Below are 24,221 nucleotides of genomic sequence, written 5' to 3'. Positions count from 1 at the left end.
AACGGACACTTGGTTAAGCACTGTTTTTGAGCTCGTAGTCCATGGGACTTACGTAACCCAAAGCACTGTGACGTCGTCGGCGGTTGTAATCAACTTCAATGTATTCGAACACATGCTGGCGAAGCAGCTCCTGGTTCATTATCGGTTCCCAGTGGATTGCTTCCACTTTCATTGAATGGAAGAAGCTTTCCACGCAGGCGTTGTCCCAGCAGTTCCCTTTACGGCTCATACTTTGACGCAACTGATGCGTTCGCAGCCGGTCTCGGTAGGCGCGGGAACAGTACTGGCTTCCCTGATCACTGTGGCAAATCACCCCTGTGGGGAAATTACGTCGCCACAGCGCCATTTCCAACGCATCGCAGACCAGGTCTGCGGTCATCCTGGTATTCATGGACCAGCCGATGACAGAGCGCGAATAGAGGTCAATGATGACGGCCAGATACAGCCAGCCTTCAGAGCTCATCAGGTACGTGATGTCACCGGCCCACTTCTGGTTCGGTGCGGTCGTCTCAAAGTCCTGCTCTAGTAAGTTGGGCGCCACGGGCAAGCTGTGGTCGCTGTCTGTGGTGACGACGAATTTGCGGGCGGCCTTCGGCACCAACGATTGGCGCCGCATACTGGCGCCAATCGTTTTGACATCATAAGAGTGGCCATCGTCCGCCAGCGTGGCCTGGATGCGTCGGGCTCCATCGCGCCGCTTGCTCTGGCCGAACGCCTCTTTCACGCGGCGATCAAGCCTTTCCCTGGCTTGTTCCAGTTGACTGGGCTGAAACCGAGTTTTCTGCCATGTGTAATACCCACTTCGCGAGACCCCGAGCACAGACGCCATCCGGATCACGGAAAACCTGTGACTGTTCTCAAGCATGAAGCTGTAACGCTTCACTTTTGGTTCTTGGCGAAGTAGGTCGCCGCCTTTTTTAATATGGCCAGCTCCTCTTCACGCTCGGCTATTTGGCGCTTCAGCCGGGCGTTCTCGGCAGCCAGTTCAGACTCGCGCTCGGAGACATTGGCCTTCTTTTTCGCTGTCGAGCGCCAACCATAGATTTGCGATTCATGGATACCTAGTTCTCGGGCGGCGCTGGCAACGCTGGTTCTTTCTGCGAGTTTCAGCGCTTCGGCCTTGAACTCATCGGAATAACGGGTGCGCTTTTGTTTGCTCATCGTGGATCACCTCATAAGCGGATTGTACTCGCTTAACGCGGTGTCCAGAATCAGTGGGGCGGATCAAAGTGCTCTTTCCTTACTGACTTATGAGTTGGTGATGTCAAAGGAAGGATGTACTGCAAAATGGTAGTGCCGGTGATTTGGGGGGCCTATTTAACACCCCCCGTTCGTTGCACCTCTTCATGGGAATTGTATGATCAGGTCGGTCGAGAAATGGGCGCGTATCATCAAGCGAGATGTGCATGTGGTATGGCTTGCTGCCCGCGATCCACGCACGCCATGGTTTGCTAAAGCGCTCGCGATGGTCGTCGCTGCGTATGCGATCTCGCCTATCGACCTGATCCCCGACTTTATCCCGGTGTTGGGCTATCTTGATGATCTTATTATTTTGCCGCTTGGTATTCTGATGGTGGTGCGGCTTATCCCACTCAAGGTGTTGAACGAACATAGAGAGGCTGTTGCCAAGTCTTCCCATCGCCCTGTCAGCCGCTTCGCTGCAGGCGTCGTCATCTCAATTTGGGTGGGTTTCGCCGCTCTGTTGGGCGGAGTAGTATTCCTTTGACCACCATAATGGCGGGCAGGCGGCTCTGCTAGGTAGGTACTGAGACGTCAAGCTATTCAGGACGCCCAATGCAGCACAGTGCAGTTGTTTTAGCTATCTTCCAAGGCCTTAACCAAGGAATCAGCGAAACGTATGGCCGAGGGAATCGCACCAAAAACCCAGAAATCGGCATCAAGCAGGGTGATGTTACCCGCCCGAACGCTAGGTAGTTGACCCCATAGCTCGCTGGTCATGACCTTCTCCTGAGTCGTGCGTCTGCTCGGCAGGTGGGAGGTATCCACTATGACGAAATGAGCCTCCATGTTGAATAGCTCACCGATCCCGATGGTCGAGATTCCCCAGCGGCTGGAGGGGCCTTCCCATGCATTGCGCAGGCCAAGTTGATCGAGAACGATGCCAGGTAGGCTGTTGCGTCCGTAGATTCTGACGTGTCTCGTATCGAGGAACTGCACTAGCAATAGTGGCTGCGGAAGAGTTGTGGCAGTATCGCGGAGACGGTTCATGCGATCATCTGCGTCAGCAATCAACTGGTTCACCTCTCGCTTCCTTTCCGTATGTGTGCCGATTTCTTCGGTGAAGGAAAGCATTTTTTCCCAGCCTGATAAGGGGGATGTGTTATAGGGCGAGAGCTGTGCCACCGGGGCGATGTCTGAAAGATCATCCTTCAGGTACGCATACTGTAGCGGGATTAAAATAGTGTCGAGGTTGAGCGTGGACAGTAATTCCTTATTGGGCTGCGGGTTGGAGCCAATGTCCACTAGGTTGGGCGGGAGCGAGTTGTCTTCTGTCCAGCTTTGGTAGTTGCTGACGCCGCCCATGGCGACCGGCAGGTCTTGGACCGCGAAGAGTGTTTCGGCGATGGCGAAGTCGAGGGTTGCGACGGTTCCTGCTTCCCTGATCTGCTGACTCCATACGGGGAAGGAGGTCAAAATGGTGGCGATGACCAGTGCAAACCACGAAATGGTATTCCGAGGGGTTATTGATCGTCCGTCAAGCATGTCAAAGTCTGTGTAGTGGTGTGGGGCGGGAGCAGCCCAGAGAAGGAAACCGGTACAGATAAGGCATCTGCACCGGTTTTGACGCTTAGTACTGGTAGCGCATTGTTAGCATGAAGTTACGTGGTTCACCATAATAGTTGTTGCGGGTTCTAGCTCTGACAGTTTCAAAATACTTCTTGTCCGTCAGATTTTCTCCGGTCAGGGCGAAGTCCAGATTACGATTGAGTCGATAGCCAATCAGGCCGGAGATAGTTGTGTATCCGCCTTGCTCCCAACGCGTATCCCCGGCTTCGGCGAAGACCTCACTTGAATAGTTGAGGCCGGCGCCCACTCTCCAACCTTGATCGGGATTATCGGAGAATCGATAGCGGGTCCATAGTTTAAGGTCATGCTCCGGTGTGTCGGTGGAAAGCGGTCTACCTTCCTGTTCTGGGTCGTTGACTAGTTCTGTCTGAGTATAGGCATAGCCTGCTGAAATATCCCAGCGAGGCATCAGGCGGCCGGTGACCTCAAGCTCGAAGCCTTCACTTTCCGCTTCACCCTCGGCAACTGAAAAGCCTGGATTGTCCAGGTCAGTGATGCCGCGGTTTTTGTCGGTAATCTTGAACGTCGAGGCATGCCAGTTCAAGGCTCCGTTCATGTGCTCCCCCTTCAGACCTAGCTCAACCTGCTGACCGGTGCGGGGGTCGAGGAAGTCGCCGTTCACCTGCTGCGAGCTCTGAGGCTGGAAAATTTCGGTGTAGCTGGCATAGGTTGAAACTTGATCGTTGATATCATAGATCAAGCCGACATAGGGCGTGAACTCGCTGTCGATCTCGAAGTTGTTGGTTGAATCCAGTTGGTCCTCTGATTCCCACCAGCTCACTTGGCCGCCTGCAATGAGAGTGGTGTCATCAAGGATCGATAGTCTAAGCTGACTGTAGAGGCTGGTTTCCTGCGTCTCCAGATCCCGAGTCTGGTTGACGTCGAATGTGGGCTTCGGTGTGTTTGGATTGGGGTTGGCCAAGTTGCGCTGAATGAACTGAGGATCGCCGGAACCGAATAAGGTTTCTTCCTCGGTGATCCTATGGCTAGCGCCGACCATTAGGTTGTGTGTCTTTCCTGCCAGTTCAAAAGGCGTGGAAAGCGTGGCATCGACGAAGCGATCTTGGCGTGGGTTGGCGATGCGCCATTGCCAGATATCGATATCATCCGAGTTTGATGTGGGGATACTGACGCCAGCGGTGCTTTGCTGTGTATCGGTTTCTCGATCAATGTGGTTGGCGATCAAACGAAAGTTACCGCCATTATCAAGCTCATGCTCCAGCTCGGCGAAATAGCGCTCAATGCTTTCATCCTTCACGTCCCAGAGCGAGCCATGATAGGTGGATCGATCAATGTCCAGCAATTGACCATTGGCGAGCTGTGGGAGGCCATAATTGGGCCTGGACTCGCCTGATTGATCCATGAGACCGACGGATATGGTGGTGCTCGGAGTGATGTCGTATTCCAGGGTGCCATATCCTGTGGTGTTTTCGGTATAGACATGGTCGATGAAATGGTTCCGATCATCATGTACGCCGACAAAGCGACCGCGAAGCCGGCCGGACTCATCCAGCGCCCCAGTGACATCGACTTCACCGCGATAGGCGTCGTGAGAGCCGTACGACAGCGCCGTCTGAAAGCCGAACTCTTCCTGGGCGCGTTTGCGCGCCAGGTTGACGGTACCACTGGGCTCGCCCGAGCCCTGAATGAGTCCCGCCGGCCCTCGTAGGACTTCCACTCGGTCCAGTACCGCGGTATCGAACATGGTGTCAGTCACACCGATCGCGCTGTCGATGGGGGTGCCGTCGAGCAACATGGTGTCAATTTCGTAGCCGCGCGAGAGGAAGACCGATGCCGTGGGGCCGAAGTCTCGCTTGGTGATGCCTGTGGTGCGGGTCAGGACGTCATCCAGCGTCGTCATGTTCTGGTCGTTCATGCGCTCGCGGGTGATGACACTAACGGATTGGGGCGTCTCTTTGAGTGACAGCCCTTGCTTACCTATGGTCACCCTGTTTGATGTGTAAGATCCCGTATCTTCGGTAGTAGGCTCAGAGACTGCCTCGCCGACTACCCTGACAACTGGCAAATTAGATGAATCTTGATCTGCTTCCTGAGCAAACGCCGAAGAGCTGCAGGCAGCCGCAGCAATAGCCGCCGTTAGCCACCGCTTGCGGAAAGTTGGTTGATTCACGAATGTTCTCCTTGCTTAGGTTTGAATTGATTTTATGTAAATACTAATTGTTATTGTTTGTATTATGAATAGCTATAACCCGATGTCAACACCTTGTGAACACCGGGGCGACCTAACACTATGGCGCGGTGACTTCTTGCTTACAGGGAGAGGAGGTAGACAAGGCGGTTGTCTGATCTAGTGCATCACAAATCTCACTTGTCCGTGCCGCCAAAATCGACAGCAGGGTGTCGCTTAAACCATGGGTGGGTTCGCAACTTCCCTGCAGGAAAATAGCCGGTTTGAACTCGGGCTTGGTGTAGAGCTGATAATGACGATTGACGGCAAAGTCAGATAGGTAGTTTTCAACCGGGGCCAATAGCTGTTTATAGGTGTCGCGTACATAGCCGGTGGCTAACACTACGGCGTCGTAACGGGTGATATCCGTATGGCCAGTCTCCAAATCACGCACGTTTAGCTCGACGCCTTCAGGGCCTGCGTCACTGCTGATAACTTCATGACGGCGGCGGAAACGGTGGCGGGCCTGACCGGTCACTTTTTGCTGATAGAACACATCGTAAATTTCCTGAATCAGCGCCAGGTCAGGCGCTGAGTAGTTGGTGCTTTTGTACTCTTGCAGCAGCGCTTCCCGCTGGCCGGTGGGGTTGTTGAACACGTAGTCAGTGTATTCGGGGTTGAAAATCTCGTTGACGAAGGGGCTGTCGTCCGAGGGTTTAAAGGCCCATGCCCGGCTAATGAGATCCACCTCAATGCCTTCACGACCGTGCAGATCAAGAAAGATCTCAGCAGCGCTCTGGCCAGCACCGATGACGGCGATGCGTTTGGGGGCATCTTGCTTCGCCAGCTCCTGGAGGTAGTGGCTGGAGTGGAAGACCCTTGGGTCGTCTTTTAGTCCAGCGAAGCATTCAGGCACATTGGGCGCACCACCTACGCTGATCACCAGTGAACGGGTGAGCCTTTCCTGCACCGCGCCGCTCTCATCCCGTGAGCGAACACGGAGGTAGGCGACCTCGTCGTTGTCAGTTTCGGGCAGTACTTCAAACACATCCTCTCCGTAGGCGCACTGGTGTTCAAAGTGGCTGGCCGTCCAGCTTAGGTAATCATTGAACTCGTGACGGCTGGGGAAGAAGGTCTGCAGGTTGATAAAGTCCTGCAGACGGCCTTTGCTGTGGAGGTAATTGAGAAAGCTGAAGCGGCTGCCCGGGTTACGCGGCGTGACCAGGTCTTTGAGGAAAGAGATCTGCATATGGGCATTGTCCAGCAGCATATGCGGGTGCCAGGCAAAGCAGGGCTGACGCTCAATAAAGAAGGCATCCCGTGCTTGCCCTGCCTGGCGTTGCTCGTCGAGGGCAATGGCCAGAGCAATGTTGGAGGGGCCGAAGCCGATGCCGATCAAGTCGTGAATATACATAAGAGTCCTCGTGGCTGATGTGTCTATAGGGTTAAGCGTGGGTCGGGTCGTGGCGCTGACCCCGGGTGCGGAGGCAGCGGTATCCAACTGCGCTCGTTAAAAAAGTGTTCGCGTAGCTGCATGCCGAGCATGGCCCGCTTATGGGGGAAATCGAACGCCTTAACGTGGGCGTAACCGCACTGGGCAAGGTTGTGCAGCATCTTAGCGTTATCCATGCGGGGCTCGATCACCAGACGCTGGGTGCGGCAGTCATCCAGAAACAGGTAGTGCGAGATAGAGGGCATCCAGGCAGCGACATAAGGCCGCCCGCGAAAAGCAGCTTCGCCGATGAGTACGTGCCAGCCGCGATCAAAGTCATCGGCAGCGTAATAAGCGCCGATGCGATCTTCCTTGGCCCAGTAGGTTTCGAAGTAGCCGAAGGGTTCGCCGTCGATACAGCCGATCAGCGGTACCACGCTGGGATTTTGAAACGTGCTCTCCAGCCGCTCGCGGTGCTGTTGCAAATCACCTTGTTCTTCCCAGAAGTGAGCGACAACCGGGTCGTTCATCCAGCGGTTAAAGCGTTCAAGGTCAAGTTCTAGGTCAAGGACGCGAAAGCTCAGAGTGGCATTCAACCAGGGGATATGGCGCTGATAGACCGTGCCACTGGGGCGTGGCGGGCGGCGTGGATGGCGCTTGCCGTTCTCCAATATGGGTTGCTGTGGGTAGGCGCGCATGGAGGGGGAGGTAAGCCAAAGGGTTGGCAACTGCCAAAAAAGCTCCGCGTAGGCCCAGAGTTCTCCATGGCTATCTTTAACGGCGATGCCGGCTGCACACAGGTTGGCATGCACAACAGTGGGTAGCTGAAGGCGTAGTGCAACAGTGGCCGGGTAACAGGCAAAAGCCCCTTCGATAGCCGCAAGTAACGCTGGGAGAGGTGGCGCGGAGCGCTGTGGCCAGCGCAGCGTCAAGGTATTGCTATCGTCCACCAATGACCATTCAAGATGCTCTTGATCACCCTTTACGAGCAGTGACTGCGTGGTGGTATCACCAATGACTTGATAGCCGAAGCCCTCGGGCCGTGATAGCAGTGAGGCTTCCGCGGGGCTTTCAGAGGGTACCTGTGTTTGTGCCTGGACAGTACTGGACACCGCAAAGCTCCTATCAATAAGAACGAATCATAAAAACAGCGATAAAAAATCACCCCACCGGAGGGCGGCGTTACTGACTTCCTTACCTAAGGACGAATGAGAATGAGGCTTGTTTACACAAATATTGGTTAACTTTTTCGTGAGCGGTTCGTCTGTAGAGGTAGTCGTCGATTTCCAATCGCTTTCCAACGAGGTGAATGTGCTTTCCTATCTGTTTCGTCGAACCTGCGGGCTGATGACTGCTGCTGCCCTGGCCAGTATTCTCTCGGGGCTTTTCAGCGTGCTGCTGATAACCCAAATTAATGCGGCGTTAACCAGCGATGCCGCCAGTCGTGCCAGTGCGGCCTGGGCCTTCGCGGGCATTGCCGTGGCGTTGATGGTCTGCCGCATGGTGTCGACGGCGCTGTTTGAGCGGTTGGGGCAGCGTGCCCTTGCTGAGTTACGCAGTTTTATTGCCCAGTGCGTGGCCGTTACTCCCTATGCTCAGTTCGAGCGAGTGGGCAGCGCGCGGATACAGTCGGCACTCACCGAGCACAGCAACAACGTGGCGGTACTGTTCGTTAGCTTGCCGGTGATTTTGACCAATACGGTCATCGTGGTGGGGTGCTTGGGCTACCTGGCGATGCTGTCATGGCAGGTGTTCTTGTTTGCACTGGGGGTGATTGGCTTGGGCGCTGTCGGCTATCACTTGGTGCACTTACGCGCTATCCACTATCTCCAGAGTGCCTCGTCAGAGCAGGATCGCTTGTTTGGTCATTTCCGCGCGCTGACCGATGGGGCGAAAGAGTTGCGGCTGCACCAGCGCAAGAGCCGGGTCTTTATGGATCAGATACTGGGGGAGTCGGTTGAAGGTGTGCGACGGCTGCGTACCTATGGCATGTCGCTGTTCGTGATCTCGACCAGCTGGGGACAGTTCCTGATGTACGCCTTTATTGGGCTGGTGCTGTTTGTATTGGCGGGCGATGGGCCTAATCAAACCCAGGTAATGACCGGTTTTGCCTTGGTGTTTGTGTTTATGGTGACGCCCCTTGAAGGGTTGCTGGTCAATATTCCGCGGATCAATATGGCGCGGGTAGCCGCTAGCCGAATTGATGACATCACTCGCGAGATGCCCCAGGGGCAGGAGGGGCAGGCGTCACCTCAGGTGACTGATTTTCAACGGCTCGAATTGCGCGACGTCACCCACCATTACTACCACGAGCAGAGCGATGATTTCTTTGAGCTGGGGCCTATTGATTTAAGCTTTACGCTAGGGGAAGTGGTGTTCCTGGTGGGGGGGCAACGGTAGCGGCAAGACCACGCTGGCCAAAGTGGTGGTGGGGCTTTATCCGCCGGATGGTGGCGAGGTGTTGCTCAATGACGAACGTGTCGAGGCGGATGGCTGGGATGCCTACCGACAGCTCTTCTCGGTCGTCTTTTCTGACTTCCACCTTTTCGAGCGCTTGTTGGAAGCGCCGCGGGAAGACCTCGACGAAGAGGGTAATCGCCTGCTAGCCAAGCTGCACCTGCAGCACAAGGTGCGGGTCGAAAACGGTGCCTTCACCACCCAGGCGCTCTCCCAGGGGCAGCGCAAGCGCCTAGCGTTAGTAGTGGCCTACCTGGAAGATCGGCCCTTCCTGGTGTTTGACGAATGGGCCGCGGATCAGGATCCGTTATTCAAAGAGGTGTTCTACACAGAGGTGTTGCCCGAGCTAAAACGCATGGGCAAAGCGGCGCTGGTGATTACCCACGATGATCGCTACTTTCACCTCGCGGATCGGTTGGTGCGACTGGAGAGCGGGAAGCTGTTGGCGCCAGAGCAGGTGGATGGGGAGGAGGAAGTGTTAAAGACGGCTGAGGCTACATAGTTGATAGATGTGTAGCGTAGCTATACACTGCGCATATGATCAAGAGCTTTCGACACAAAGGCCTGCGTAAGTTCTTCGAAACCGGCTCAACTTCCGGTATTCAGGCCAAGCACGCGACCAAGTTGCAAATCCAGCTAACCGCGCTGGACAGTGCAAAGGGCCCTGAGGATATGAATGCGCCGGGTTGGAGGCTGCATCCTTTGTCCCACAAGCTGAAAGGACACTGGTCTATCACTGTCAACAGGAACTGGCGACTTACCTTCGCTTTCGAAGGTGAGGATGCCATCCTCGTTGATTATCAAGACTATCACTAGGAGGTCGCATGAATCGCATGCATAACCCCGCACATCCTGGCGCTGTTTTGCGCGAGTACATCGGGGATATCTCTGTTACCCAGGCGGCCCAGCAGCTTGGCGTGACGCGTACTGCGCTATCGCGGATTCTGAACGGTAATGCCGGTATTTCAGCTGACATGGCACTGAGACTTGAGCAAGCATTGGGTACCAGCGCCGAAATGTGGCTGGAAATGCAGCTCAAGTATGAGCTATGGCAAGCGTCACAGCGTCCACGCGCTCAAGTCTCTCCTCTTCACGCGGCAGGGTGACAAAATTTCACTTGTTTCATTTTACTTGCCTATCACTTGCCCCCACCATCCGCGCCAATACCTTGTCTTTGAGCCATAAGCGGTGAGTCAGCGCCATGGCGATGTGGCCGATGATTAATCCACAGAGCAGCCACGCGAGCGGGCCGTGAAGCTGCTCGGCGGGGGCGGTCATCCAAGTGATGTCGCGTTCTGCTTCGGGCAGTAGTTCCATGCCATAAAAGCGCAGTGCCCCACCGCGGCCGTACTGGCGCAGAATGGCGAAAGCGGGTAGCCACAGCAGCAGCGCATAAAAGGTGATATGCACAAGGCGCGCCATGCGACCACCCCATCCAGGCGGCTGCGGAGGACGCTGCTTGCGGTTGGCCCATGCCCAGCCAAGACGCGCCAGCGTCACGATCAGAATCAGGAAACCTAGCGAGCCATGAGGCCCGATGCCTGCCAACAACAACGTGATCACGTTTTCGCCCATTCCCCGCCAAGCCAGTAACACCGTAAATTGCAGCGTAACCAGCGCGGCGGTCAGCCAGTGCAGCGCACGACTTATGCGTCCGTAGTGGCTGGGGCTGTCTCGCCAGCCAATGGGCGTTTGAGCTGGCGCGCTTATGTGATCACTGTTTAGCGCTGAACTGTTTTCCATTTCTTTAACCATTGGCCTTGTCCTTGCGCCAGTAGCCCATGCTGGTGACGTACTGTTTAGGCAGCCCGCACTCGTTAACCAAGTAGCGGCGCAGCTTCATGGCGACCTTGGTTTCAGCGGCAATCCAGGCGTAGAAGGGCGCGCTGTCGTCCAGGGTGGCGGGTTCCCAGAGCGGGCCGTCCTCATCGTCGCTTGCGTCGTTGGTCGTAGTCGTCATAGGCGTGCCGCCTAGCGCTTGAATTTCCCTATGCAAATCGATATCACGCAGCGCTCTCATCAGCAGCTCACCGTGTTGGCAGCCAGGCTCGGCATCGCGGGCCAACCAGCGCAGCTTGGCGGCCTGGGGCAGCGGTTGGAGATCGTCGCTGCGAGGCACCTCGAACAGCGCTTCGACTCTGGGTTTTAAAGGCAGGTCATCGAGGGTTTCCAGAATACCAGCGGCAGCGGGGAGGGCGGTCTCATCGGCGATGATCAGGATACGGCGCACCCCTTGAGGTGGCTTCCACTCATAGCCCAGTTTTGGGCCTTCCGCATTGGCGGCTGGGGCTGTCATGGCAAGGCGGTCGCCGGGGCGGGCGCGCATTGCCCAGCGTGAGGCGGGGCCATTGTCGCCGTGGAGTACGAACTCTACATCCACTTCGGCTTTTTCCGGGCGAAGGGCGCGGATGGTGTAGGTGCGTGCAGAGGGCCGCTGAGCATCCGGCAATGCGCGGTAGGCGCCGTACCAGTCGTGCTCTTCCAGCTTGGCGATCTCAAACAGCGGGTCGAGACTGCCACCGCCTTCTGGGAAGAACAGCTTGACGCGCTGATCCGGGGCGTAGGTCGCCATGTACCCTACGTCTGGGCCGGTAAAGGTAAACCTGACGAGCGAGGCGCTGACTTGGGTGCGCCTCGCCAGGGTGATATCGAACAGCTGATAGCTCGGTTTGGCTGCCATGGAGGTGTCTCCTTATATATAAGGAGTCAATTGTAGTGTTAATTATTATCATTTAGAATCGTTGTCAATAATTTAATCATTAACCTCCAGAACTACTTAGGGCTAAGACAATGACGCTGCTGCCTATCACGTCTCTTTTGGCGAGCTGTTCGGTTATTACAAAAGGGTGCTCGCTATGCTAGGTGCCTCGCAAGTTGCCCAACGAGTGGGCGGAATGTCGCCCGCGAAAGCCTGCCTCTTGCTGAGCCTGCCGATGGTGGTGCTGTTTTGGCTGGGCCTGCAGGGGCAGGGCGGTTTTACCCTGGGCCTGCAGGCGTTAGTGGCACCTTCCTTTGAGAACGTTGATGAGCTGTTGCTTCACTATGCTTGGTGGCCGCGTCTCTCGATTGCGCTGCTGGCCGGGGGCGGCTTGGGGCTGGCTGGTGTATTGATGCAGCAAGTGCTGCGCAACCCCTTGGCATCACCTACCACCCTGGGAGTGGCATCAGGCGCTAATTTGGCGTTGATGACCGCCACTTTGCTAGCGCCGGGGTTGCTCGTCGCCGGACGCGAGTGGGTCGCCTTGGTGGGTGGCGCGCTGGCAGTTGGCTTAGTGTTTTTGCTTTCCTGGCGGCGTGGATTGGCGCCGATCGTGGTGGTGCTGGCAGGTCTGGTGGTTAACCTTTATCTGGGAGCGCTTTCGACGGCGCTACTGCTGTTTAACCACGAGGCGCTCTCGGGGCTGCTGATTTGGGGCGCGGGGTCGCTGGCACAAAATGGCTGGGATGGCGTGGCGATTCTCTGGCCACGGTTGGCGATTAGCTGTGTTGCCGCCTGGTTTCTGCTGCGACCCCTAGCGGTGCTGGAGCTGGACGATGCCAGCGCCAAGAGCCTGGGGGTTTCGCTGACCTATCTGCGCTTTGCGGGCATGGGGCTGGCGGTGTTTATTACCGGTAGCATTGTCAGCGTGGTGGGCATTATCGGCTTTATCGGTCTGGCCGCGCCCAATATTGTGCGCATGGCCGGGGTGCGCCGATTAGGGCCGCGGCTGTTGTGGTCGGCGCTACTTGGGGCCGTGCTGCTGACCACCACGGATCTGCTGCTCCAGTATTTCGGTGGCATGGTGGCGGCCTTTATCCCGACCGGGGCGATTACCGGTGCCCTGGGGGCGCCGCTATTAATGTGGCTGATTCCGCGCCTGAAACTCCAGGGCGATCAGCCGCCTAAAGGGGCGGGGGTTTTCGCCCATCGCCATCCGGCGCCTTCGCGCTTGGCGACGGGTTTAATCCTCGCACTATTGGGCGCCACGCTGCTTGGGCTGCTCGTTGGTCAGGGTGTTGATGGCTGGTACTTGCTGTCGCCGGATAACTGGAACGTGATGCAGTGGCGCCTGCCGCGAGTGATGGCAGCCGCCGCCAGCGGCTTGATGCTGGCGATTGCCGGGACGATTCTTCAGCGCCTTTCCGCCAACCCCATGGCCAGCCCTGAAGTCTTGGGTATCAGCGGTGGCTGTGCCATTGCGCTGATTCTGGGGATTTTCCTGCTGCCAGCGCCCACCAATATGATGCTGATTGGCGTGGGTACACTGGGGGCTTTCGCGACATTGGTGGTGTTGGTGGGTATCAACCGCAAGAGCGGTTATCTCCCAGAGCGTTTGCTGCTCACCGGGGTCGCCGTCAGCGCCCTGTTTGATGCGGTGCGCAGCGTGATGCTGGCGGGTGGTGATCCGCGCGGCCAGCAGGTGATCGCTTGGCTGGCGGGTTCTACCTACTATGTGGATATCACCAACGCCGTTGTCGTCGGCGGTATTGCCGCCGTACTGGCATTGGTCACACTGCCCTTTACCCGCTGGCTGGATATCATGCCGTTAGGCGCACCGACGGCCAAGGCACTTGGGGTAGCTCTTAACCGTGCCCGCCTGGCGCTGCTGTTGCTGGTAGCACTACTCACCGCCTGCGCCACCCTGGTAGTTGGGCCGCTGTCGTTTATCGGCTTACTGGCGCCGCATATGGCGCGCTTGGTCGGCTTCTCCCGCGCAGGGCAGCATCTTCTTGGGGCGGCGTTGATCGGCATGCTGTTGATGGTGCTGGCGGATTGGGTCGGCCGGCAGATTATTTTCCCTTATGAGATACCAGCAGGCTTGGTCGCCTCCCTGATTGGCGGTGCTTACTTTATGTGGGGGCTGCGGCGGCTATGAGTAACATGGCGATCAAAACGAGGGAGCTTTCAGCAACGGTGGATCCTGCGGAGGCGCTGTTAGCGCTCTACCGCCAGCCGCCGCTGGATAACCTGAAAGCCCCAGCGTTTGGTCAGCCTGATGAACCGACGCTGGCAGCCGCTGCGCTGCTGGATCGAAACTTCTTAAGTGAGCAACTGGCGCGCCACGGCCGCAGCCACGGTGAAGATGCCGACCGTAAAGCCGTTGCTTCAATCTGGTCAAAGTATCATTTCAGCAGTGTCTCGATTCCGACGCTGGTGGCCAATCTGTTATTGGGCCATGACTTACCGGTGGGCGGGGATGAGCTGCGGCTGGCGCTTGGCGATAAGGGCCAGACCGCGCGTATATGGCTGCCCCACAGGGGCATGCCATTGGCGTCTAAAGCGCCGCAGGCGCGATTCAGTAGCCTATTCGATGACCACTGTGCACCGCTCATCGAAGCGCTGGCCGAGGTCTCCGGGCTGTCTACCAAGGTGTTCTGGAGCAATCTTGGACACTACGTGGAATTCGTGGGTAAGACCTGCTCGCGGCACCCGGAATTTGCTGGTGCGGGTGACTCACTGCTGGATTATCTCGATACCAAGACGCTGCCCGATGGGCGGCGCAACCCACTTTACCAGCCGGTGCGTTATCTGGAACTGGGTGGTGAAACCCCCACCCGAGTGCGGCGGCTGTGCTGTATTAAATACCGGCTGCCCGGTGAGCCGCTATGTGGCGGTTGCCCGCTGAAACCTGAAAATAAACCGGCCAAGCGTCGGCGCTAACCCTTATATCGCCAAGGAGCCTTGTTCATGGAGCTGTTGAAAATCGTCTGGCGTGATTACCGCTGGCCGTTTGTGGCCGTCGTGGTACTCAGTTTGGTCAGCGCTGGCCTTGGTATTGGCGTCATTGCGTTTATCAACGAACGGATGCTGGGTACCTTCACCGATCCCTGGCGCATCCTGCCTGAGTTTCTGGGCTTGGTGGTGCTGCTATTGGTGATCACCCTGGCCTCGCAGTTAGCGTTGACCACCCTTGGCCACCACTTCGTTTATCAGCTGCGGGGGCAGTTGATCAAACGCATTCTGGATACCGATATCGAGCGTATCGAGCAGATCGGCAGTGCGCGCTTGTTGGCCAGCTTATCCAGCGACGTGCGTTATATCACCGTGGCTTTTGTGCGCTTGCCCGAGCTGGTCCAGGGTGGGGTATTGACGGTGGGCGTTACCCTTTACCTGGCATGGCTCGCCCCGGCTATGCTGGCCGTGACGGCGCTGTGGGTGATCTTTACGATCCTGGTGGGCATGCGCCTGGTGTCGAAGGTTTATCGACACATGGCCAAGCTGCGCGATTCTGAAGACCGTCTCTACGAGGATTATCAGTCGGTGATCGAGGGGCGTAAGGAACTGGCGCTCAATCGCGACCGCGCCGAGTGGCTATATCGCGACGTTTACACCCCCAACGCTGAGGCGTATCGCCACCATATCATTCGCGGCGATACCTACCACCTCAGCGCGGTGAACTGGTTCAATATCATGATGCTGGGCGCCATCGGCGTGGTGTTCTTCCTGGCCAACGGCCTGGGCTGGTCGTCGGCTCAGGTGGCGACCACCTTCTCGCTCACGCTGCTGTTTTTACGCGCGCCGCTGATTCAGGCCATTGGCGCCTTTCCGCCGCTGATCAATGCCCGGGTGGCGTTCGAAAAAATCAGCGCGCTCGATCTGGCAGACCATCACGAATCGTTTGGGCACTCCTCCCGTCGCCATGAGTGGCAAACGCTGGCACTGGATCAGATCACCTACCGGTACCCCGCGGAAGAGGCGCGGCCGGGCTTTGCCATTGGCCCTATTGATTTGACGTTAAAACGCGGCGAGGTGATATTCCTGATCGGCGGTAACGGCAGCGGAAAATCGACCCTGGCCAGGCTCCTGACCGGGCTCTACCAGCCCCAAAGCGGCTGTATACGGGTCGATGGCAGGCCCCTGCAAGAGGAAGACTGGACAACCTATCGCCAGCACATCTCGGCTATCTACACCGATCTGCATCTGTTTGACCGCTTGATCGGCCCGGCGGGTGAGTCACCCGACCCGGCGTTAACGGAAGAGTGGCTGGCGGCACTGGGCATGCACAGCAAGCTCGATTTTGACGGCGACCGTGTCACCAACGCCAACCTCTCCCAGGGTCAGCGTAAGCGCCTGGCGATGCTGCTGGCCGTTGCGGAGCAGCGCGACTTCTTGCTGCTCGACGAGTGGGCCGCCGACCAGGACCCGCAATTCCGGCGCGTCTTCTACCGCGAGCTACTGCCGCAGCTCAGAGCACTGGGCAAGACACTGGTGGTGATCAGCCACGATGATCATTACTTCGACCAAGCCGACCGTCTGCTGGAAATGCGCCAGGGGCAGTTGGTTGAACTCACTGGCGAACAGCGTGAAGCGGCCAGCCGCGATGCGGTGGCGAGGGTGAACGGGTAGTCATTGATGTGAGTCGCTTAGCTAAGCCGCGCCCTGGTGATTGCGAAGTATCCAGTGTTCCAGTTAGAGGATGAAGGCCCCAGAGGCCAGTACTTGAACTGCCAGCCTTGACGCTTTTATCGTAGGGACATATATTTCAACATATACTTGCTGGAAAGAGGTGTGTCATGGGCCAAGTTACGATTTACATCGATGATGATACCGAGAAAAAAATGGCGGCGGCGGCCAAGTCGATGAATGTCTCCAAGAGCAAATGGATTACTAAGCTGATCAAAGATGAGGTTGCCAATGAGTGGCCACAGGCGGTGGTCGAACTGGCTGGGGCTTGGGATGCGTTTCCGTCTCTGGAGGAGATTCGGGCAGAAACCGGCACCGATAATCAGCGAGAACCACTTTGATGTATGTGCTTGACACCAATACGCTCATCTATTTTTTCAAAGGCATGGGTAATGTCGCTGACAACCTCTTGTCAAAAAAGCCCGGCGATATTGGCATACCTGCGATTGTGATGTACGAGCTGGAGCTTGGTATTGCAAAATCGGCTGCTCCCAAAAAGAGAGCGATGCAGCTCGACAAACTGATCGACACTGTACAGATTCTTGTGTTTTCCACACCCGAAGCCAAAGCCTCAGCGCAAATTCGCGCGACCCTGGAAAAGCAGGGAACCCCTATCGGCCCCTACGATACTCTGATAGCCGGTACCGCGCTCGCCAACCGAGGTACATTAGTCACCCACAATACAGGGGAATTTAAACGCATTAAAAAATTAGCGGTTGAAGATTGGTACTAGAATGATTCGTTATAGTGAGTGATAGCGCTTGGCTAAGCAGCGCCCTGGTTATGACGAAGCTGAAAGAGGTCATAATTAGCCTGCATAGACAGCCAGAATTCGGCGCTTCCGGCATCCAGTTTTTCCAGAGCCAATGCCATTTCAGGTGTGACAGAGGCACTGCCATTAATTACCCGGTTCAGGGTGTTACGGTGGCAACCGAGTTGTTCGGCGACCGATGCCACGCTGCCAACCTTGTGGCCGTCTTCGTACTCGATCAGACGCTGCCGGATAATGCGGCCCGGATGTGAGGGGTTATACATCGCCATCGCTTGTTCTCCCATCAGTGGTAATCGCATAGTCCAGCAGATAAACAGCTTTAGCCCCTTATGCCACCCGACATTCGTCAGGTTGTAGTGCGTCGCGCGACAGTGTGCAGTTCTGAGCCTACTGCGTACATTTTTGCTTTTGCTTGCCTGCTAGTCTAATGAATGCTTTTTGTATAAGAAAAAATAATACCCCATTAGCAAGATGATTTTTAGTTATCAGCGCTGCCCGTTATCTTTAGTGCCAGATGGATCAACACGACGCTTATTCTGGCACTGGGAGCTGGGCAATGTGGGAAAGTTATATCACCGGATTGGTGGTGTGCGGCGGCATTATCATGGCGATTGGGGCGCAAAACGCCTACATCCTTGGGCTGGCTATTCGTCGCGAGTACCACTGGTGGTCGGCGGGGCTTTGCATGAGCGCGGATATTATCCTGCTTACGGCGGGCATGTTTGGCGTGAGTGCTTTTCTGCTGACGATGCCCAGCGCGTTGGAAGTTATGCGTTGGGTGGGCGTGGTGTTTTTAAGCTGGCTGGCGGCCCAGGCATTATTTAGAGCCTTTAGCGGGCGGCAGGGGCTAAGTGCGGAAGCGGGCAAAGCGCCCAGTTTAACCAAAGTGATTTTCGCCACCCTTGCGGTCACCATACTCAACCCACAGGTGTACCTGGACACGCTGCTGCTGATACCCGCCATTGGCGCCCAGCAGGAGAGCGCCGGTGTTTTTGTGGCGGGGGCCTCTACTGCTTCCATACTGTGGTTTAGCCTGCTGGCATGGGGCGGTGCTGCACTTTCGCCCTGGCTTTCGAAGCCCATCGCATGGCGCATTATCGATGGCTTGATTGGCTTGATGATGGCCGGGATCGCCGTGCATCTCGCGCTCAATGCCAGCTAGTTATTAGTGGCGACTAAAGTAGGCTTCCATCACAGCGATGACTTTATCGATATCTTCATCGCTGATATCGCGATGGGTAACGAAGCGCGTGGCGTAGAGTAGCTCAATCAATATGCCGTGCTCTTTGAGCCAGGCGGAGAGCGGCTGAACATGTTCGTCGGGGAAGTGCGCAAATACCATATTGGTGGCTTGTGAGGTGATCTCGACACCGGGCAACTTAGCCAAGCCCTCTGCCAGTCGCGCTGCTCGACGGTGATCGTCGGCCAAGTCCGCCACGTGATGATCCAATGCATACTGGCAGGCGGCGGCGATAATACCGGATTGGCGCATGCCTCCACCCACTACTTTACGCCAGCGTCGTGCGCGGTCGATCAATGCCTGCGAGCCCACCAGAGCTGAGCCAATAGGGGTGCCCATACCTTTTGAAAAGCATAGCGACACGCTATCAAACGGTAGGCACAGTTGCTTGAGTGAGGTGTCGGTAGCAACAGCGGCATTGAAGAGCCGCGCGCCGTCCAGGTGCGTTGCCAACCCCCGTTCCCGGGCCAGCTCGGTGGCTTTCAATACGTAGTCTGCGGGCAGCACTTTGCCGCCAATGGTGTTCTCCAGCGCCAGTAACTTGGTGCGCGCAAAGTGAAAATCAACGGCTTTAATCGCAGCGCTGATTTTCTCCAGTGGCAAGCTGCCGTCGGGGGCGTTTTCAATAGGCTGAGGCTGAATGCTGCCTAACACCGCCGCGCCACCGCCTTCATAGCGATAGGTATGGGCCGACTGCCCAACGATGTACTCATCGCCACGCTCGCAGTGGGCCATTAACGCTACCAGGTTGCTCTGTGTGCCGCTGGGAAACAGCAGTGCCGCTTCTTTACCTGCCTGCTCGGCCAGGTTTTCCTGAAACGCATTCACGGTTGGGTCATCACCCCACACATCGTCACCTAGTGGCGCCGAGGTCATTGCGGCCAGCATGTCGGCAGTGGGGCGTGTGACGGTGTCGCTGCGTAAATCGATCATGGGGTGTCCTCTCTGCAAAATGCTGGGCAATTCTCAAGAAGCTTCTATGGTTAACAGCATACTTCCTTCTATGAATGACAGGATACTCCAAGGCAACCCTCCAAAGGCAAACAGATGGATCTGAAAAGTGGTTACCCCTTTTGGGCAGTCAAGAATGGCTTGCTAAAAACCTTCCCGCAGCTTAACCGTGACCATCAAAGCGAGGTGGTGGTAATGGGGGGCGGCATTACCGGTGCACTGATTGCGGATGAGTTAAGCAGCCAAGGCCATCACGTCGTAGTGGTCGAGCGGCGCGATATTGGCTGGGGTAGTTCGGCGGCGAGTACGGCGTTACTTCAATACGAAATTGATACGCACATGAGCGAGTTGGCCAAACGTTACGGGGAAGCAGATGCTGTAAAAGCTTATCGCGCCTGCGCTGACGCCATCGGCGAGCTTGAAGCCTTGGCAGCGGGGCTTGGCGATGTGGATTTTGAACGCCAGCAGAGCTTGTATTACGCCAGTCGTGAAGAAGATGTGCTGCCCATAAAAGAAGAGTTGGCGTTCCGCCGACAAAACGGTTTTTTGGCGACCTGGCTTGAGCGGGAAGAGGTGCTGAGTGAGTACGGTTTTGTTGCGCCGGGTGCGATTCTCACCCAGGTTGCCGCAAGCGTTGACCCCTACCGCATGGCGTATCAACTGTTTGAGCGAGTGGCCGCAGCAGGCGGAGAAGTCTACGACCGAACTCAGGTCGAGCGTATTAAGCCTGAACAGCAAGGCGTGTCCCTTCACCTCAGCGGTGGGACGACGCTGCGTTGCCAACATCTGGTTATTGCTGCAGGGTATGAGTCGCAAACCTGGTTACCTGACAGCGTCGCAGTCAATCGCAGCAGTTATGCGTTTATCACCGACCCGTTGCCGCCCGAAGCACTTGGTAAGCTGCGCCGTACGATGATCTGGGAGTCCGCCAGGCCGTACCTGTATATGCGTACGACACGTGACGGCCGCTTACTGGTAGGCGGTGACGACGATGATGAAGATATTCCTGAGCGTCGTGATGCGCGGGTGCTGGAAAAAGCTCAAGGCTTGGCGAACAAGGTAGAAACGCTGTGGCCTGACCTGGCAATTAATCCAACCTTCAGTTGGGCGGGTACCTTTGCCGAAACCGACGATGGGTTGCCGTACTTCGGCCCCTGCCAGGCGTTAGGACCCCGCATCCTTTTCGCGATGGCTTATGGCGGCAACGGCATCAGCTACAGCATGATAGGAGCAAAACTGCTGCGCGCCCTGATTGAGGGTAAAACACATCCGCTCGCCGAGCTGTTTTCGTTCAAACGCCATACACTACAGTAGGTTGGCATAAGTAAGCGTTGACCATGCCATTGGTGGTCATTTGATATGGGTCGTAAGGAAAGAACACTATGCGGAACACGCTGCACCTTCGGGCGCTAGAGCGCAATGACCTGCGCTTTGTGCATGAGCTTAATAACAACCAGAGCATCATGTCGTACTGGTTTGAAGAGCCCTATGAGTCCTTCGATGAGTTAGAAGAACTTTACAACAAGCATATCCACGATAACGCTGAGCGTCGTTTCGTCGCCAAGGATAGTAGCGGCAATGCCATCGGCCTGGTCGAGTTGATTGAAATTGACTATATCCACCGAAGTGCGGAGTTTCAGATCATTATTGCGCCGGACTATCAGGGCCAGGGCTTTGCGCGCACCTTGATTCATCAGGCGCTGCATTATTCCTTTACTATCCTGAATTTACACAAGATATTTCTGATCGTGGCGGTGGAAAACATCAAAGCGATCCACCTGTATCAGCAGAGCGGCTTTGTGGAAGAGGGCCATCTGGTGCAGGAGTTTTTCATTAATGGCCGTTACCGCGACGTAAAGCGGATGTATATCCTGCAGGAAGCTTTCCTGGCCCAGTTGACCGATACCGACAGCTCAGATCTCTTGGGCTTATAAAAAACGCCTCATCAAGAGGCGTTGGTCACTAGCGCAGATAAGCCGCGATGGCATCAAACGCAGCGCGCTGTTTCTCGGCGCGCGAGGCCCATACGTCGAGAACATCAACGTTGGCACCGTTGAGTGATAACGGCATGGCGTTTACTCCTGAGTGGCGAGTGAAGACGTGTTGTTATGGAAATAACCGCTTGCTGCTTCGCAACATGATTGGCGGAAAAACGATATTAAGGACTTTTTAACCAGCAATCTAGTACTTGATACGTAGTCTTTTTGCTTACGCGTGTAAGCGTATTCTTACAATTCTGGCCTGAACAGCTTACGCCATTGAATGGAAAAGCTTTTCATATAATGAAAAAAGCCGAGCATAAGCTCGGCTTCGATTATTCTCTTTTGGTCTAACGGGGTAAGGAGTAGGTCAATGACTCGCAATAATCCGCGAGGGCATCGCTAGCCGCGCGTTGCCAGTACGCGCGCTGTGTCCAGAAATTGAGTACTTCGCTATCCCGCGTTGAGAATACAGTGGATATAGACATATGTGGCCCTCCTATTCGGACTACAGGAGCAGTATAGCGTGTTTGCTGCAGCGCAGCAAAGAAATTTCAAACGTTCGTATTGATCATGCCCTCCGGGATAGGGCGGTGTTCGGTTTGCGTTGATTTGAGAAAGGAGCAAGTGGATGCGTTTGCGAATTTTATCGGACCTTCATCTGGAGTTTTTTGACGGTCACCGAGAACTGCCTGAGGTGGATGCCGATGTCGTCATTTTGGCGGGTGACATTCACCGCCAATGCGAAGGCCTGGCCTGGGCCCGGCAACACTTTCCGGAAACGCCGATTATCTATGTACCCGGCAACCATGAGTTTTACGGCACTTGCCTGCCGCAGTTGCGTGAGGAATTGGCGCTCGAGGCCGAACGGCTCGACATTGAGCTTCTGGACAATAGTGCCGTCACCCTCAATGGCGTGCGTTTTTACGGCACGACGCTATGGACAGACTTCGCCCTGTACGCTGACAACCCGACGCGTAATCCAGAAGACACGGCCGCAAAAGCGAAACGCTATATGCCTGATTTTCGTGTTGTCGAATCAGTCCCCGGTACCATCATGACCCCCGAGGCAAGCAAAGCGCTGCATCAAGAGGCCTTGAACTGGCTGACAGAATCACTCGACGATCAGTTTGACGGGCCAAAGGTCGTGGTTAGCCACCATGCGCCAATGCGTGAGTGCATTCCTGCCCAGTACACAGGCGATACGCTTTCTCCCGCGTTTGCATCTCACCTTCCACAGCTGATGGGCAAAATGGATCTATGGGTACACGGCCATGTTCATGAGCCAGTCAATATGTGTCGCAAGGGCACAAACATCGTTGCCAATCCAGGCGGTTACCCTGATGAGTTCAGCCCGCCGCGCTTTAAGCCAGATTGGGTGGTGGACCTGTAAGTCTTGGGAATGACCACGATGCGACAAGGATAAAAACTGGCTAGACTCGAATAAGAGCACGAATTTAGACTACCGCCCGCTGCGGGGTAAGGCACTTCCCGCCGACTTTCAGCAATCTGGAGAGCATGGCCATGGAAATTCTCGAATCCGTACTCGGCCCACTGCGTGATGGCATTTATGCCGTCATGATGCCGGTCAGCGACTTTATCTGGAGCTATATTCTGGTCTACCTGCTGCTGGGTGCCGGGGTGTGGTTCACAATTATCACCCGTGGTATGCAGTTCCGTATGTTCGGCCATATGGCCCGTGTCACGGTAACAGCCCGGGGTGCCGGCGAAGGGGTAAGCGGTTTTCAGGCCTTTGCCACGTCAATGGCGGCGCGAATTGGTACCGGCAACCTCGCCGGGGTGGCGCTGGCGCTGTGGATCGGTGGCCCGGGGGCGATTTTCTGGATGTGGGTGACCGCGTTGGTGGGCTTCGCCACCGCTTTCATCGAATCCACGCTGGCCCAGGTATATAAACACCGCAATGAAGATGGCGTATTTCGCGGCGGGCCTGCCTACTATATCGAACGCTGCCTTGGGTGGCGCTGGTTGGGCTCGCTGTTTGCGGTATTTTTGATCATTGCCTATGGCCTGGCCTTTAACGCCGCGCAGTCAAATACCATTGCCCAGGGCATGAGTGGCGCCTTTGGCGTACCCAATTGGTTAACCGGCGTTATCATTGCCATCATGGCGGGCGTGGTGATTTATGGCGGGCTTAAGTCTGTGGCGCGGACAGCTGAAAAAATCGTCCCCGTCATGGCGATTGCCTACCTGCTGGTAGCACTGTGGATTCTGATCGCGAACCTCTCCGCTGTGCCGGATATGCTCTCGCTTATTGTGATGAGCGCCTTTGGGTTCGGCCCTGCCGTGGGTGGCGCTGCGGGCTATGCGATCAAGGCAGCGATGGAAAACGGCATCAAGCGCGGTCTGTTTTCCAACGAGGCCGGTATGGGCTCAACCCCCAACGCCGCTGCCCAGGCAACGGTCAAACATCCCGCCGCCCAGGGGCTGGTTCAATCGTTTGGCGTGTTTGTCGATACCATCGTCATCTGTAGCTGTACGGCGGTCGTGATTCTGCTTTCCGGCGTTTACGAGCGGCTGCTGTCTGAATCAGCGGGAGATAGCATCGAAGGTATTCAGCTTACCCAGGACGCCATGGTCGATCACCTGGGCGGCTTCGGGGAAATCTTTATCGCCGTGGCGATCTTCTTATTCGCTTTCACCTCGATTCTGGCCAACTTCTCGTTTTCTGCGGTGAATATCGAGTACCTTTTCCGCCGTCATGCGCAAAAAGCGGTCACCATCTTTAAAGTCGTTATCATCGCCATGGTGCTCATTGGGTCAGTGGCTGAACTCAGCGTGGTATGGGACTTTGCCGACCTGGCGATGGGGCTGATGGCCACCACCAACCTGTTTGCCATCCTGCTCATGGGGCCCATCGCCGTGTCGGTGCTCAAAGACTACGAGCGCCAACGCCGGGAAGGCATCAAAGAGCCGGTCTTCCACCCCTCGGTGCTCAAACGCCCCGAGCTGGTCGATGACGACGTATGGCCGGTCAAGTCAGAAACGCCCTCAACCCCGCCTGCGGGGAAGTCATAACGCTGTATTTTGTCTAATCTCAGACGTAGCGATG

Annotated in this window: 24 protein-coding genes and 1 pseudogene; 15 read left to right on the top strand and 10 right to left on the bottom strand. The window is 56.1% G+C overall.

Translation table 11 applies throughout. The features are described from left to right. Positions 1-13: 13 nt before the first annotated feature. Positions 14-1,161, bottom strand: a protein-coding gene (locus HXW73_RS12950) for an IS3 family transposase (RefSeq protein ID WP_186252975.1) whose coding sequence is annotated in 2 segments (ribosomal slippage) — positions 14-921 and positions 921-1,161 — 1,149 coding nt in all. Because the reading frame shifts where the segments join, the coding sequence is not laid out codon by codon here. 214 nt (positions 1,162-1,375) lie between these two features. Between HXW73_RS12950 and HXW73_RS12945 the strand changes: the two are divergent. After that, positions 1,376-1,684 (top strand): annotated as a pseudogene (locus HXW73_RS12945) (YkvA family protein); the annotation flags it as partial. A 131-nt stretch (positions 1,685-1,815) separates the two neighbouring features. Here the strand turns inward: HXW73_RS12945 and HXW73_RS12940 are convergent. The 4 genes from HXW73_RS12940 to HXW73_RS12925 all read right to left on the bottom strand — a co-directional run bounded on the left by HXW73_RS12940 (position 1,816) and on the right by HXW73_RS12925 (position 7,480). Beyond that, positions 1,816-2,724, bottom strand: coding sequence for an ABC transporter substrate-binding protein (locus HXW73_RS12940; RefSeq protein WP_186253489.1), 909 nt, complete (start codon positions 2,722-2,724; stop codon positions 1,816-1,818). 85 nt (positions 2,725-2,809) lie between these two features. Then, complete coding sequence (locus HXW73_RS12935; RefSeq protein ID WP_186253488.1) at positions 2,810-4,939, bottom strand: TonB-dependent siderophore receptor; 2,130 nt, start codon at positions 4,937-4,939, stop codon at positions 2,810-2,812. Between the two features lie 118 nt (positions 4,940-5,057). Beyond that, entirely contained in the window at positions 5,058-6,350 is a 1,293-nt protein-coding gene (locus HXW73_RS12930; RefSeq protein WP_186253487.1) for a lysine N(6)-hydroxylase/L-ornithine N(5)-oxygenase family protein, read from the bottom strand. 23 nt (positions 6,351-6,373) lie between these two features. Beyond that, on the bottom strand, positions 6,374-7,480 hold the full coding sequence (locus tag HXW73_RS12925) for a GNAT family N-acetyltransferase (RefSeq protein WP_240538632.1): 1,107 nt from the start codon (positions 7,478-7,480) through the stop codon (positions 6,374-6,376). 139 nt (positions 7,481-7,619) lie between these two features. Between HXW73_RS12925 and HXW73_RS17920 the strand changes: the two genes are divergently transcribed. Genes HXW73_RS17920 through HXW73_RS12910 form a run of 4 tightly spaced genes read left to right on the top strand, consistent with a single transcriptional unit; the run spans position 7,620 to position 9,931 of the window. Beyond that, complete coding sequence (locus tag HXW73_RS17920) at positions 7,620-8,768, top strand: hypothetical protein (RefSeq protein WP_240538631.1); 1,149 nt, start codon at positions 7,620-7,622, stop codon at positions 8,766-8,768. 22 nt (positions 8,769-8,790) lie between these two features. Next, on the top strand, positions 8,791-9,327 hold the full coding sequence (locus HXW73_RS17915) for an ATP-binding cassette domain-containing protein (protein WP_342211937.1): 537 nt from the start codon (positions 8,791-8,793) through the stop codon (positions 9,325-9,327). A 35-nt stretch (positions 9,328-9,362) separates the two neighbouring features. Continuing rightward, entirely contained in the window at positions 9,363-9,641 is a 279-nt protein-coding gene (locus HXW73_RS12915; protein ID WP_186253486.1) for a type II toxin-antitoxin system RelE/ParE family toxin, read from the top strand. An 8-nt stretch (positions 9,642-9,649) separates the two neighbouring features. After that, positions 9,650-9,931, top strand: coding sequence for a HigA family addiction module antitoxin (locus HXW73_RS12910; protein WP_186253485.1), 282 nt, complete (start codon positions 9,650-9,652; stop codon positions 9,929-9,931). Between the two features lie 16 nt (positions 9,932-9,947). Here the strand turns inward: HXW73_RS12910 and HXW73_RS12905 are convergent, their stop codons facing one another. Beyond that, on the bottom strand, positions 9,948-10,580 hold the full coding sequence (locus tag HXW73_RS12905) for a cytochrome b (RefSeq protein ID WP_186253484.1): 633 nt from the start codon (positions 10,578-10,580) through the stop codon (positions 9,948-9,950). Beyond that, entirely contained in the window at positions 10,573-11,505 is a 933-nt protein-coding gene (locus tag HXW73_RS12900) for a siderophore-interacting protein (RefSeq protein ID WP_186253483.1), read from the bottom strand. Before HXW73_RS12900 ends, HXW73_RS12905 begins: the two co-directional genes overlap by 8 nt. A gap of 175 nt (positions 11,506-11,680) precedes the next feature. Here HXW73_RS12900 and fhuB point away from each other — a divergent pair, with 175 nt between their 5' ends. The 5 genes from fhuB (at position 11,681) to HXW73_RS12875 (ending at position 16,942) form a co-directional block, all read left to right on the top strand. Beyond that, positions 11,681-13,681, top strand: a complete 2,001-nt coding sequence (gene fhuB / locus HXW73_RS12895) for a Fe(3+)-hydroxamate ABC transporter permease FhuB (RefSeq protein ID WP_186253482.1) — start codon at positions 11,681-11,683, stop codon at positions 13,679-13,681. 5 nt (positions 13,682-13,686) lie between these two features. Next, positions 13,687-14,466 carry a siderophore-iron reductase FhuF gene (gene fhuF, locus HXW73_RS12890; protein ID WP_240538629.1) on the top strand — a complete coding sequence of 260 codons (780 nt, stop codon included), beginning with the start codon at positions 13,687-13,689 and terminating at the stop codon, positions 14,464-14,466. 27 nt (positions 14,467-14,493) lie between these two features. Beyond that, the gene (locus HXW73_RS12885) at positions 14,494-16,152 is read left to right on the top strand and encodes a multidrug ABC transporter permease/ATP-binding protein (protein WP_186253480.1); all 1,659 of its coding nucleotides are present in this window, start codon (positions 14,494-14,496) and stop codon (positions 16,150-16,152) included. Between the two features lie 167 nt (positions 16,153-16,319). Further along, positions 16,320-16,550 carry a CopG family transcriptional regulator gene (locus HXW73_RS12880; protein ID WP_186253479.1) on the top strand — a complete coding sequence of 77 codons (231 nt, stop codon included), beginning with the start codon at positions 16,320-16,322 and terminating at the stop codon, positions 16,548-16,550. Beyond that, complete coding sequence (locus HXW73_RS12875; RefSeq protein WP_222105005.1) at positions 16,550-16,942, top strand: type II toxin-antitoxin system VapC family toxin; 393 nt, start codon at positions 16,550-16,552, stop codon at positions 16,940-16,942. Before HXW73_RS12880 ends, HXW73_RS12875 begins: the two co-directional genes overlap by 1 nt. 32 nt (positions 16,943-16,974) lie before the next feature. On the opposite strand, the gene HXW73_RS12870 is transcribed toward HXW73_RS12875, so the two are convergent. Beyond that, positions 16,975-17,250 (bottom strand): HigA family addiction module antitoxin, encoded by a 276-nt coding sequence (locus HXW73_RS12870; protein WP_186253477.1) that lies wholly within the window; start codon positions 17,248-17,250, stop codon positions 16,975-16,977. Positions 17,251-17,537: 287 nt separating this feature from the next. Here HXW73_RS12870 and HXW73_RS12865 point away from each other — a divergent pair, with 287 nt between their 5' ends. Then, positions 17,538-18,143 (top strand): LysE/ArgO family amino acid transporter, encoded by a 606-nt coding sequence (locus HXW73_RS12865; protein WP_186253476.1) that lies wholly within the window; start codon positions 17,538-17,540, stop codon positions 18,141-18,143. Positions 18,144-18,146: 3 nt separating this feature from the next. Here the strand turns inward: HXW73_RS12865 and ltaE are convergent, their stop codons facing one another. Further along, entirely contained in the window at positions 18,147-19,154 is a 1,008-nt protein-coding gene (gene ltaE / locus HXW73_RS12860; RefSeq protein WP_186253475.1) for a low-specificity L-threonine aldolase, read from the bottom strand. Between the two features lie 114 nt (positions 19,155-19,268). Here ltaE and HXW73_RS12855 point away from each other — a divergent pair, with 114 nt between their 5' ends. Continuing rightward, positions 19,269-20,486: an NAD(P)/FAD-dependent oxidoreductase gene (locus HXW73_RS12855; protein ID WP_186253474.1), complete on the top strand. Its 1,218-nt coding sequence runs from the start codon at positions 19,269-19,271 to the stop codon at positions 20,484-20,486. Between the two features lie 68 nt (positions 20,487-20,554). Beyond that, positions 20,555-21,106, top strand: a complete 552-nt coding sequence (gene speG, locus HXW73_RS12850; RefSeq protein WP_186253473.1) for a spermidine N1-acetyltransferase — start codon at positions 20,555-20,557, stop codon at positions 21,104-21,106. A 395-nt stretch (positions 21,107-21,501) separates the two neighbouring features. Here the strand turns inward: speG and HXW73_RS12845 are convergent, their stop codons facing one another. Beyond that, the gene (locus HXW73_RS12845; RefSeq protein WP_186253472.1) at positions 21,502-21,639 is read right to left on the bottom strand and encodes a hypothetical protein; all 138 of its coding nucleotides are present in this window, start codon (positions 21,637-21,639) and stop codon (positions 21,502-21,504) included. A 143-nt stretch (positions 21,640-21,782) separates the two neighbouring features. Here HXW73_RS12845 and HXW73_RS12840 point away from each other — a divergent pair, with 143 nt between their 5' ends. Both HXW73_RS12840 and HXW73_RS12835 read left to right on the top strand, forming a co-directional pair. Then, the gene (locus HXW73_RS12840; protein WP_186253471.1) at positions 21,783-22,544 is read left to right on the top strand and encodes a metallophosphoesterase; all 762 of its coding nucleotides are present in this window, start codon (positions 21,783-21,785) and stop codon (positions 22,542-22,544) included. A 131-nt stretch (positions 22,545-22,675) separates the two neighbouring features. Beyond that, positions 22,676-24,187 (top strand): alanine/glycine:cation symporter family protein, encoded by a 1,512-nt coding sequence (locus HXW73_RS12835; RefSeq protein WP_186253470.1) that lies wholly within the window; start codon positions 22,676-22,678, stop codon positions 24,185-24,187. Positions 24,188-24,221 lie beyond the last annotated feature (34 nt).

This window comes from Halomonas sp. SH5A2 (assembly GCF_014263395.1).
In the GTDB taxonomy this organism is placed as follows: Bacteria; Pseudomonadota; Gammaproteobacteria; order Pseudomonadales; family Halomonadaceae; genus Vreelandella.
The sequence above is the reverse complement of the archived record's forward strand: the minus strand, read 5'-3'. Positions and strand labels throughout refer to the sequence as shown.

Bases quoted from the DNA above. Each gene is read 5' to 3' on its own strand.
- HXW73_RS12940 (WP_186253489.1), bottom strand. From the start codon at position 2,724: ATGCTTGACGGACGATCAATAACCCCTCGGAATACCATTTCGTGGTTT.
- HXW73_RS12930 (WP_186253487.1), bottom strand. From the start codon at position 6,350: ATGTATATTCACGACTTGATCGGCATCGGCTTCGGCCCCTCCAACATT.
- HXW73_RS12915 (WP_186253486.1), top strand. From the start codon at position 9,363: ATGATCAAGAGCTTTCGACACAAAGGCCTGCGTAAGTTCTTCGAAACC.
- HXW73_RS12910 (WP_186253485.1), top strand. From the start codon at position 9,650: ATGAATCGCATGCATAACCCCGCACATCCTGGCGCTGTTTTGCGCGAG.
- HXW73_RS12905 (WP_186253484.1), bottom strand. From the start codon at position 10,580: ATGGTTAAAGAAATGGAAAACAGTTCAGCGCTAAACAGTGATCACATA.
- HXW73_RS12900 (WP_186253483.1), bottom strand. From the start codon at position 11,505: ATGGCAGCCAAACCGAGCTATCAGCTGTTCGATATCACCCTGGCGAGG.
- fhuB (WP_186253482.1), top strand. From the start codon at position 11,681: ATGCTAGGTGCCTCGCAAGTTGCCCAACGAGTGGGCGGAATGTCGCCC.
- fhuF (WP_240538629.1), top strand. From the start codon at position 13,687: ATGGCGATCAAAACGAGGGAGCTTTCAGCAACGGTGGATCCTGCGGAG.
- HXW73_RS12885 (WP_186253480.1), top strand. From the start codon at position 14,494: ATGGAGCTGTTGAAAATCGTCTGGCGTGATTACCGCTGGCCGTTTGTG.
- HXW73_RS12880 (WP_186253479.1), top strand. From the start codon at position 16,320: ATGGGCCAAGTTACGATTTACATCGATGATGATACCGAGAAAAAAATG.
- HXW73_RS12875 (WP_222105005.1), top strand. From the start codon at position 16,550: ATGTATGTGCTTGACACCAATACGCTCATCTATTTTTTCAAAGGCATG.
- HXW73_RS12870 (WP_186253477.1), bottom strand. From the start codon at position 17,250: ATGGCGATGTATAACCCCTCACATCCGGGCCGCATTATCCGGCAGCGT.
- HXW73_RS12865 (WP_186253476.1), top strand. From the start codon at position 17,538: ATGTGGGAAAGTTATATCACCGGATTGGTGGTGTGCGGCGGCATTATC.
- ltaE (WP_186253475.1), bottom strand. From the start codon at position 19,154: ATGATCGATTTACGCAGCGACACCGTCACACGCCCCACTGCCGACATG.
- HXW73_RS12855 (WP_186253474.1), top strand. From the start codon at position 19,269: ATGGATCTGAAAAGTGGTTACCCCTTTTGGGCAGTCAAGAATGGCTTG.
- speG (WP_186253473.1), top strand. From the start codon at position 20,555: ATGCGGAACACGCTGCACCTTCGGGCGCTAGAGCGCAATGACCTGCGC.
- HXW73_RS12845 (WP_186253472.1), bottom strand. From the start codon at position 21,639: ATGTCTATATCCACTGTATTCTCAACGCGGGATAGCGAAGTACTCAAT.
- HXW73_RS12840 (WP_186253471.1), top strand. From the start codon at position 21,783: ATGCGTTTGCGAATTTTATCGGACCTTCATCTGGAGTTTTTTGACGGT.
- HXW73_RS12835 (WP_186253470.1), top strand. From the start codon at position 22,676: ATGGAAATTCTCGAATCCGTACTCGGCCCACTGCGTGATGGCATTTAT.